The organism is Alteromonas sp. ABE4_545, assembly GCF_056161325.1.
This window is the reverse complement of record NZ_JBSWYY010000036.1, coordinates 21,164-30,071: the sequence shown is the minus strand read 5'-3', so window position 1 is coordinate 30,071 and position 8,908 is coordinate 21,164. Positions and strand designations below refer to the sequence as shown.

Sequence of the window (8,908 nt, the reverse complement as noted above, 5' to 3'; positions counted from 1 at the left end):
ACTCGTATTGTTGTGGGGATTTTGGGGTTAGCATGGTGAACACTCCGAATTTCACTATGCCTATTAGATCAAAGCCCCAGACTTTCGTCTAGGGCTTTTTCAACAGTCTGAAACCTGGCGATTGCCAGGTTTTTTATTAGCTTTCAGACTGACTCGGTAAATACCCATCGCCCACCAGCTTTTGGTTGAGCGTATGGAAACGGTTAATCGCCGATACAAGATCAGGAACGTGCACTTCTTCCATTTGATTAATGATTTCACTCACTAATGCATTGAAATCTTCTCGCCCTTCTAGTTTCTCGTCACTTTGATTCAACACAGCCATCAACTTTTCTAAATACTGTGTTACAGGCTTCACTTTGTCACAGTCGGGTTGATCGTCTTGATACTGTTGCACATTTTGATATGCACGAGCCATGCTCGACTGTTGCTTGTGATTAAGATTCAAAGCAAAGCCAGCTAGCTGCTCTTTGTCATATCCTAAAGACAAGGCTTCTTCCAAAGCCTTTTCCATGTCGCCGGAAAAGAAGGTTTCGGCTAGATCTGTGGTTTTTTCTACTAAATCAGCGATAGCCTCTAGCTCGTCTTCATCTAATTCGCCTTGAACACTGAAGCTTAGACCGTCTTTCTCGAAGTATTGATAAAGTGATGTTTGTTGCACACTCGTCTGATTGGTAGACGACGGCACTTCATTATTGCCATAACTTACTGGCGTTGCATTCCACAACGTAGATTGGTTGTATTCAAATGAACGCACACTTTCGAAGCGTATTGTCACTTCATCGCCATCTTTAGTACGAATGCGTAAATCACCATCACGGGAATCACTGGCACCAAAGCTGATTGCTTCCATGCCATTCACAATTTCAGGGGCTTGACCGAATATACGTTGCTCTAGGGATTGCATCTTTTCTTCAATCAAGGAAGCACTGTTTTCAATGCCCGTAGCGATCTCGTTGTTCATCATACTACCGAGATCTTGCTTCGCCATATCAATGCCTTTGGCAACGCCTGATCGTGCTTGCTCAAACATTGAATGAAGTTTTGCGTCGTCAGCACCACTTTTCGCTGCGGCATTTATCACGCCCCCAACAAAACTCATGACATTTTTCGCAACCTCTTCAAAGTCGAATAAACTGTCTTTGGGCTCTTCAGTATCACCGGTAAGCCGACTGGCATCGACTCGCTTTCCATCTATCTCTACGGTTTGACTTAACGCCGAACCGAACATTTTTAGGCTTAAGCTTGATTGCGTTAACGACACCTTTACGGCACTGGATTGCTGCATCAAATCCGCAGCTTGACGAAGCCCTTCCTGTTGGAGTTGCTTTTTTAAGCTTGCTTCCGGGTGTACAGACGCGTCTTGCTCACCAAGGGAAGCCTTGATTGCATCTACGTTCATAATTTGTTCCTCACTAACCTCATAGTTTTTATCGGCTGTGATTTAACATTGTTTAATTTTAATGCAATATTTTAATATTGCCTGCTGCTTTGCATTGCAGTTGTGACAAAACTCACTACAATGCCGCAGCTTAATTCAATGGCCAGAGAGATGAGATATGTCGGATCATCAACATTCAGACGCATACCAAGTACAACTTGATGAGAAAGTAACGCGATTACAAACCCAACTCGCGCCTTTTGATGCGCCTCCATTGAATGTCTTTACTTCAGATGAATCTCATTACCGGATGCGCGCAGAATTTCGTGTTTGGCATGATGGCGATGACTTGTATCACATCATGTTTAACCAAGAGACCAAGGAAAAATATCGCGTCGACCAATTTCCTGCCGCAAGTGAAACTATCAATGACATGATGGCCGAGTTAATGCCTTTACTCAGAGCCAACACCGTGTTGCGCAAAAAGCTGTTTCAGATTGACTACTTGTCTGGCTTATCAGGGGAAATCGTGGTGAGCTTGCTTTATCACAAAGCCCTTGACGACGAATGGATGGCAGCAGCCAATGCGCTCAAAGCAACACTAAGCGCGCAATTTAATGTGAATATTATTGGCCGCGCTCGCAAACAAAAGGTGCTGTTAGACCAAGACTACATCATAGAACGGCTTACAATTCGCGAACGTGAATATGTGTTCAAACACATCGAGAACAGTTTTACCCAGCCCAATGCAAAAGTGAATTGCAAAATGATTGAATGGGCAATGGCAATCAGTGATGAATTAGACGGTGACTTGCTTGAACTATATTGTGGAGCGGGTAACTTTAGCTTACCGCTAGCCGCCAGTTTTGATCATGTAGTAGGGACTGAAATAGCAAAACCCTCGGTCGCGGCAGCTCAATTCAATATTGCTGAAAACAAGCTTGATAATGTCACCATTGTTCGCTTGTCTGCCGAAGAGTTTGTTGAAGCCATGCGGGGTGAACGCACATTCTCCAGACTCGAAGGACTGGACTTGAGCCAGTTTAATTTCAATACGGTATTGGTTGATCCTCCCCGTGCAGGCCTAGATCCCGACACATTAAAAATGGTCAGCCAATTCGACAATATTCTGTATATTTCGTGTAACCCTGATACGTTAGCTGACAATATGAAAATGTTGTCGAGCACTCACGAAATCAAGCAATCGGCATTATTTGATCAGTTCCCATTCACCCACCACACTGAAGCCGGCGTGTGGTTGTCAAAGCGATAATTTACGTTCTTTGCTCAGAGGCAACGACTATACCTGCCTTTGAGCAAAGGTTTCACCACCGTACTGAATAAAGCGCAACTGCACTTTCACCCGCTTCCCAATTTCTCCTCGTTGATTGGCGTCTGCCTCTAAGGCATCGGCCCCCGCGCTGAATACCAAACGCACCATACATTCAGCCTGTAGATATGCTAGCTGATGGGGCAATATTTCTTGCTCAACAATGTAGTCTGTTAGCTCTTCAGTAAAATGCTGGATTTCTCGTGAAACCGCCAAGCGATAAGCCGCTGAAGTTCCTGTGTGTTCGCGCAGTAACAATCGGAACGCATTGCTGTTCGATGTAATAAATTCCATAAAGGTATCGACGGAAGTGTCGATCACGCCGCCACCAGACGCAATTCTTCGCCGCGCCTGTCGCATAAGTTGTCTCAGCGCCAAGCCAGCTTCATCAACCAAAGTGAGGCCAAGTTCATCCATGTCTTTGAAGTGGCGATAAAATGAAGTGGGTGCGATCCCCGCTTCTCGCGCGACTTCGCGGAGACTAATCGCTGACAAAGTACGATTCTCATGCAGCAAATGAAATGCAGCATTAATGATATTTTGTCGCGTTTTCAGTTTCTGTTCTTGTCGACTCACTACGTCATTCCTTAGTTTTTAGTCTATATTACACTGTAACTGGCTTGCCTCAAAAGGCAGAAAAAGTTAAATTAGCGTACAGTTGTAAGCTGAGTTTTATATGATGAAAAAACCACCTATTATCCTAACTAATGTACTTGTGTTTATTATCACAGGTGCAATTGCCTTTATCGGAGTACCGGTATGGGCTACGACATTCGGTTTTGACGCTACGGAAATCATCACGACCATTGTCCTGTTCTATTTTACGGGAATGTCTATCACCATGGGCTATCATCGTCTGTGGTCTCACAAAGCCTATGACGCGCATATTAGTGTGCGAATCATTTTGGCCATTGGCGGAGCCATGGCGCTACAAAACAGTATTTTACATTGGTCGTCAGATCACCGAATCCATCACCGCCACGTGGATGATGATGACAAAGATCCATATTCAGCAGGAAAAGGGTTGTGGTATTCACACATCGGTTGGATGCTAAGAGAATATCAAGCTAGCCGTTACAGTGACTACAGTAATTGCCGCGATTTACAAAAAGACCCTGTAGTGATGTGGCAGCACAATCATTATTTATTGGTGGTTCTTGCTGCTAACTTCGGCCTCACCGCATTCTTAGGCTGGCTGAACGGCGATGTACTGAGCATGGTATTACTTGCTGGCGTATTTCGTTTAGTCATGGTGCATCACGTGACATTCTTTATCAATTCGTTGGCTCACTTTTGGGGTTCACAGCCCTATACTGACCAAAACTCTGCACGCGATAACGGAATATTAGCTTTCTTTACTTTTGGTGAGGGCTACCACAATTTCCACCACATTTTTGAATACGATTACCGAAATGGCATTCGTTGGTGGCAGTTTGACCCAACCAAGTGGGCAATTCGCGGCTTATCCTTTGTTGGGTTAACCAAGAACCTTAGACGTTGTCCGGAAGAGCGTATTGAAAAAGCCCTAGCTACGATGCAGCTAAAACGAGCGAGCGAGCGCGCTTCGGCATTACCCAACGGCGAACTGATCATGCAAAAAGTGCAGGATGAATATGACATATTAATCCAAAAAATGTCTGATTATTACGCCACTAAAAAGCGCATAATGAATATTAAGAAGCGTCATCTTAAGCGCAGTGTTGAAAGACTAGAGCTGGATTTCAAATACAAAGAAATGAAACAAGCCCTTTTGCTGCAAAAGGAAAAGTGGTTAAAAATTCACAGTTGCGAATTCAACTTCGCTTAACTGCACAGGGCACCTTCAAGGTGCCCTTTTTGTTTTCTCCTGCCTAATTCTCACCGAGACTTGCAAATTCCCCATCTTAAGCAACACTTGATTAAAGAAAAATAAAACAAAACGACTCAAGCAAGAATGGATTGAAAGCTCAGTTGGCTAGGTTTGACCCAGTGCATCGATCATGAGGTAAGGAAAAAAGATGTCGATAAGTGAAAACCAAGACGAACTTTTTGTTTTTGAAGACGTATCTCGCAACGAAGAAGACGATACGGTAAAGACATGGAAAGTACTTAGCGTCGAAGATGATACCTGTTATCAAGAAACCCTCGCTCTCACCGTTAAAAATATGGTGATTGATGGCCGCCATGTTGAATTTATGACCGCCTCCTCAGCCACCACTGCGGCGTCGATTATTGCGCAGCATAGCGATATTGCTGTGATTTTGCTTGATGTCATTATGGAACGTGAACTCGCGGGGCTTTATTTAGCCGAAACCATTCGCAATGTGATCGGTAACAACGAAGTGCGGATTATATTACTCACAGGGCAAGCAAGCACGGTTCCCCGTGAAGATATTATGCACTCGTACAATATCGATGAATACTGGCAAAAAGCGGAGCTCACAGCAGAAAAACTAAAAAGTGTACTAACCAGTAATGTGCGAACCTGGTCGAACATTCACGACCTGAACATTGCTCGACGTGGGCTGCAAATGATTGTAGATGCCTCGCGCGCGTTAACCAAAAAGAGTGACATCACCACCTTCACCGAAACCGTGTTACACGAAGTGGCTAAAGTACTCAACTTACCAAACACAGGTGGCTTTGTTTGCACATTTCAAGCGTTTGACACAGAAATCGAAGCCTTTCCGATTATTGCAACAAGCGGGCACTATCAACATGCCGACCATCGCTCGTTTAACGCCTTATTTCAACATTACTCGCCGCAAGTATCTGAGAAGATAAAAACGAGTATTGAATGTGCAGTGGAAAGTAAACAGCATCAATTTGCTCACTTCTACACAGTTCTGTACTTCGAAACAATTAGTTTTGAGCAAACCGAGAAATACGTCATTTTTATCGACTCTGCCAAACCCCTCGAAGATGGTCATATCAAGCTGTTGCAAGTATTTAGCGAGAACATCAGTACCAGCTTTTCGAATATCAACTTGCTCAACAAACTCACTAACCTAGCCTATCAAGACAGAAGCATAAACATTCCAAACCGAAACTGGTTATTGCGAGAACTAGATAGCCTTACATCAGAAGAACGACACAAGTTGAGTCTAGTGCGGGTAGAACTAAATGATCAGTCATCAATGGAGATGATACTGGGAACCAGCTATACCTCTCTCATATTAAAAGGCATCTTAGACAATCTCAGGAAGCTGTGTCCGCACTATTATTGTATTGCAAAACCCGATGACGACGCTTTTGTGTTGCTATTTAAAAAACAGAATCTGCCGAACAACCATATTTTGCACCTGCTCAGCGACCAAATTATCAATATCAACAACTTAGATCACCAAGTGATCTTGAACGTTGGTGTAGTGAACTTGGATGAAGTTGACGAAAAATCTGCAGAGCGAATCTTTGCTTTGTCGGAAATCGCCTTGCAGCATGGTAGGCAAAATAATCAAGCCGTGACTTACTTTGATCGCGAGCAAGTTGAAATGCTCTCTCGTCGTTCCACTATGTTGCATGACTTGAACGGCTGTATTGCACAAGAAAAAGGCTTATTTCTGGTCTTCCAACCCAAAGTTGATATGCGAAGTGGCCGCCCTGTGGGCATTGAAGTCCTGATTAGATGGAAGCGCCACGACGGCACGTTAGTCCCGCCAGGTGAATTTATTCCTCTTGTAGAAGCCTCTGGATTAATGGCAAAAATCGACACCTTTGTAATGCAAAAGACAATTGCCACTATTCAAGCATTACAACAAGAGGGCTATGCCCTGCCCGTGTCATTCAATGTCACGTGCAATGACATCACCAATCGCCAGTTTGTAGCTGCGCTTCATGAAATTATCGCTGTCAGCGGTATTTCCCCACAGCTTTTAGAAATCGAAGTCACTGAATCGTTAGCTATGGAAGACTACCAATTGGTCAACCCAATTCTTCAGGAACTCATTGATACTGGTATGTCGGTGAGTATTGATGATTTTGGCACTGGGTATTCCTCTCTCGCCCACATTACCGATTTGGCCGCAACGACGTTAAAAGTAGACCGAAAGTTTATCGACGATCTCACTGGAAGCAAGTCAGAACAGGCCACTCATGTAGTACAAATCGTGCAAAAGCTGTCCTCTCGATTTAACTTTAACTTGGTGGCAGAAGGCATTGAAACCCAAGAGCAGTGCCAAATTTTAATTCAAAATGGGTACGTCATTGGTCAAGGGTACTATTTCGCCAAACCGATGGAATGGCAAAAGCTCTTAGCATGGCTAGAGGAATTTCCCCCACTATGAGTGATCCGCAGGGAGCATCAAAACAAAATAAAGCCCCAATGTTGAAATACCGCGTCCTCAGCTGGGCAGTATTAATTGTGGTTTGTGGTTTACTCGTTGCATTTTTAGCGTATCAGAACACGATAACCAAAAAGCTAGAGATTGTGGAATTTGCCCACAACAATGCCTTATCACAAGCGAGTAATTTGTTTACTCAGGAACTGAGTGACATTCGAACAACCATACGTTTAATTAACCAACAAATTGAACACCCGGTCACAGATGAGACCAATGCCGACTTTGTCGCCCCACTTTTTATACAAACAGCACACACCCTCCCAAAACTATTGCAACTTCGCTGGATCAACAACAACGGGATTGAAAGAGTACGCGTGAATTCAGACAGTGATAACCGCATATATCTTGTTGATGAGTCTCAATTACAAGACAAATCATCCCGTTACTATGTAAATGCAGGATTAAACTTAGCAGAAGGGCAAGTGTATCTTTCGAAGATAGACCTGAACATTGAAAAAGGAACCATAGTCACCCCGTTTCAACCCACAATTCGCGCTGTAACCAAAAGCCATATCGCTGGTACAAACCTCAATGGCATATTAGTGCTGAACTACAACCTTTCAGGTATTTTGCAACGTTTAAGAGAAGTCAGTTCGTCACAAGCGCAACTCATTATCTCTTCTGGGACCGAGCGTATTATTCTGCATCCAGACAAACAACATGAATGGGGGCCTGATCTGGCAATAATGAACCAGTCGCTAGAACACGTAGAACCCGGAATTGCAGAGCGAATTAGTCGAAGCGGTGGGCAGATTATTTTTGCAACAGAAAACGGCCAAAAGTACAGCGCTATAACACTTCATTCGCTATCGGGGCTTTCTGACGAGCAACTTCCTTCGCTCTATATTATTGCGAAAACCCCTGCGAATGTGATGAACCAAATAAAAACCGATGCGCTTTATTCTGCTATGGGTGTAGGTTTACTTATCGTTGCACTAGGGTTTGCCACCTTGTATCGAGACTACCGATACAGCCAGCAACTCATACACTCCAGTGCCCTGTTACACAAAGAAAAAGGCGAATTAAAGCAAACCATTGAACGGCAAAATGCGTTAATGGATGAACTGTCAGAGTCTAAAAAACTGTCTTCGTTAGGCATGATGGTCGCTGGGCTCGCCCACGAGTTAAATACGCCTATCGGTGCCGCTCGGTTAGCCGTAAGCGAAAGCGATGCTCAATTAAAACGGCTCATCAAATTAAAAAGTAATGGTCTGACTAAACAGGCATTTGATACTTATATTGAAAATAGCCAGCAATCGATATTTTTAACGTTTAGTAATCTTTCTCGTGCAGCGGAAATCATAACCAGTTTTAAACACCTCACACAAGAACGGGCGCTGGATACGCTCAGCGAATTTTACTTACATCAAATCGTTACGGATTTTCTGCATTCCTATCAAGGGGTATTAAGAAAAGAAGGGGTTAAAATACACCACAGTATCGACCCCGAAATCATGCTCAATGGCTACCCCGGTATTTTGTCGCAAGTCATTCAATGTTTGATAGAAAATTCGCTGCGGCATGCGTTTAAATCGGAACAAGAAAAACGTATCGACATTACCGCTGAATTAATCGACAACAAAGTTTCTATTATTTTTGCTGATAACGGGAGAGGTTTAAGCGCCGAGCAAATCGAACTCGTTTTCGACCCCTTTTACACTACATCCAGAGGAAGCGGAGGTACGGGCCTTGGCCTTTACATTGCTCACCAATGGGTAACAAAATCGCTGCAAGGCAGTATTCATGTAGTCAAAAATAGTGAACAAGGGGCTAAATTCGAAATTATTCTTCCCGTTTCACCAAAAGCCAAAGCTATCGAATAAAGCATTTTTGTTTATTTTCATAAACTTGATAGACTGGTAATAAATCACACAATTG

At 43.6% G+C, this 8,908-nt stretch carries 6 protein-coding genes; 4 read left to right on the top strand and 2 right to left on the bottom strand.

Translation table 11 applies throughout. From position 1 onward, the window contains the following. Positions 1–136: 136 nt before the first annotated feature. Positions 137–1,402 carry a DUF5610 domain-containing protein gene (locus ACXAH6_RS18785; protein ID WP_474879344.1) on the bottom strand — a complete coding sequence of 422 codons (1,266 nt, stop codon included), beginning with the start codon at positions 1,400–1,402 and terminating at the stop codon, positions 137–139. 157 nt (positions 1,403–1,559) lie between these two features. Here ACXAH6_RS18785 and trmA point away from each other — a divergent pair, with 157 nt between their 5' ends. Continuing rightward, positions 1,560–2,654 carry a tRNA (uridine(54)-C5)-methyltransferase TrmA gene (trmA, locus tag ACXAH6_RS18780; protein WP_474879343.1) on the top strand — a complete coding sequence of 365 codons (1,095 nt, stop codon included), beginning with the start codon at positions 1,560–1,562 and terminating at the stop codon, positions 2,652–2,654. A 27-nt stretch (positions 2,655–2,681) separates the two neighbouring features. On the opposite strand, the gene fabR is transcribed toward trmA, so the two are convergent. After that, positions 2,682–3,287, bottom strand: coding sequence for an HTH-type transcriptional repressor FabR (fabR, locus tag ACXAH6_RS18775; RefSeq protein ID WP_474879341.1), 606 nt, complete (start codon positions 3,285–3,287; stop codon positions 2,682–2,684). Between the two features lie 103 nt (positions 3,288–3,390). On the opposite strand from fabR, the gene ACXAH6_RS18770 reads away from it, so the two are divergent. From ACXAH6_RS18770 to ACXAH6_RS18760, 3 genes are all read left to right on the top strand, one after another. Next, positions 3,391–4,518 carry an acyl-CoA desaturase gene (locus tag ACXAH6_RS18770; RefSeq protein WP_474879347.1) on the top strand — a complete coding sequence of 376 codons (1,128 nt, stop codon included), beginning with the start codon at positions 3,391–3,393 and terminating at the stop codon, positions 4,516–4,518. Between the two features lie 190 nt (positions 4,519–4,708). Next, entirely contained in the window at positions 4,709–6,973 is a 2,265-nt protein-coding gene (locus ACXAH6_RS18765; RefSeq protein ID WP_474879340.1) for an EAL domain-containing protein, read from the top strand. Beyond that, on the top strand, positions 6,970–8,853 hold the full coding sequence (locus tag ACXAH6_RS18760) for a sensor histidine kinase (RefSeq protein ID WP_474879338.1): 1,884 nt from the start codon (positions 6,970–6,972) through the stop codon (positions 8,851–8,853). The genes ACXAH6_RS18765 and ACXAH6_RS18760 overlap by 4 nt, the downstream gene beginning before the upstream one ends. Positions 8,854–8,908: the final 55 nt, after the last annotated feature.

Coding starts and splice junctions, on each gene's coding strand:
- ACXAH6_RS18785 (WP_474879344.1), bottom strand. CDS start 1,402: ATGAACGTAGATGCAATCAAGGCTTCCCTTGGTGAGCAAGACGCGTCT.
- ACXAH6_RS18770 (WP_474879347.1), top strand. CDS start 3,391: ATGAAAAAACCACCTATTATCCTAACTAATGTACTTGTGTTTATTATC.
- ACXAH6_RS18765 (WP_474879340.1), top strand. CDS start 4,709: ATGTCGATAAGTGAAAACCAAGACGAACTTTTTGTTTTTGAAGACGTA.
- ACXAH6_RS18760 (WP_474879338.1), top strand. CDS start 6,970: ATGAGTGATCCGCAGGGAGCATCAAAACAAAATAAAGCCCCAATGTTG.
- trmA (WP_474879343.1), top strand. CDS start 1,560: ATGTCGGATCATCAACATTCAGACGCATACCAAGTACAACTTGATGAG.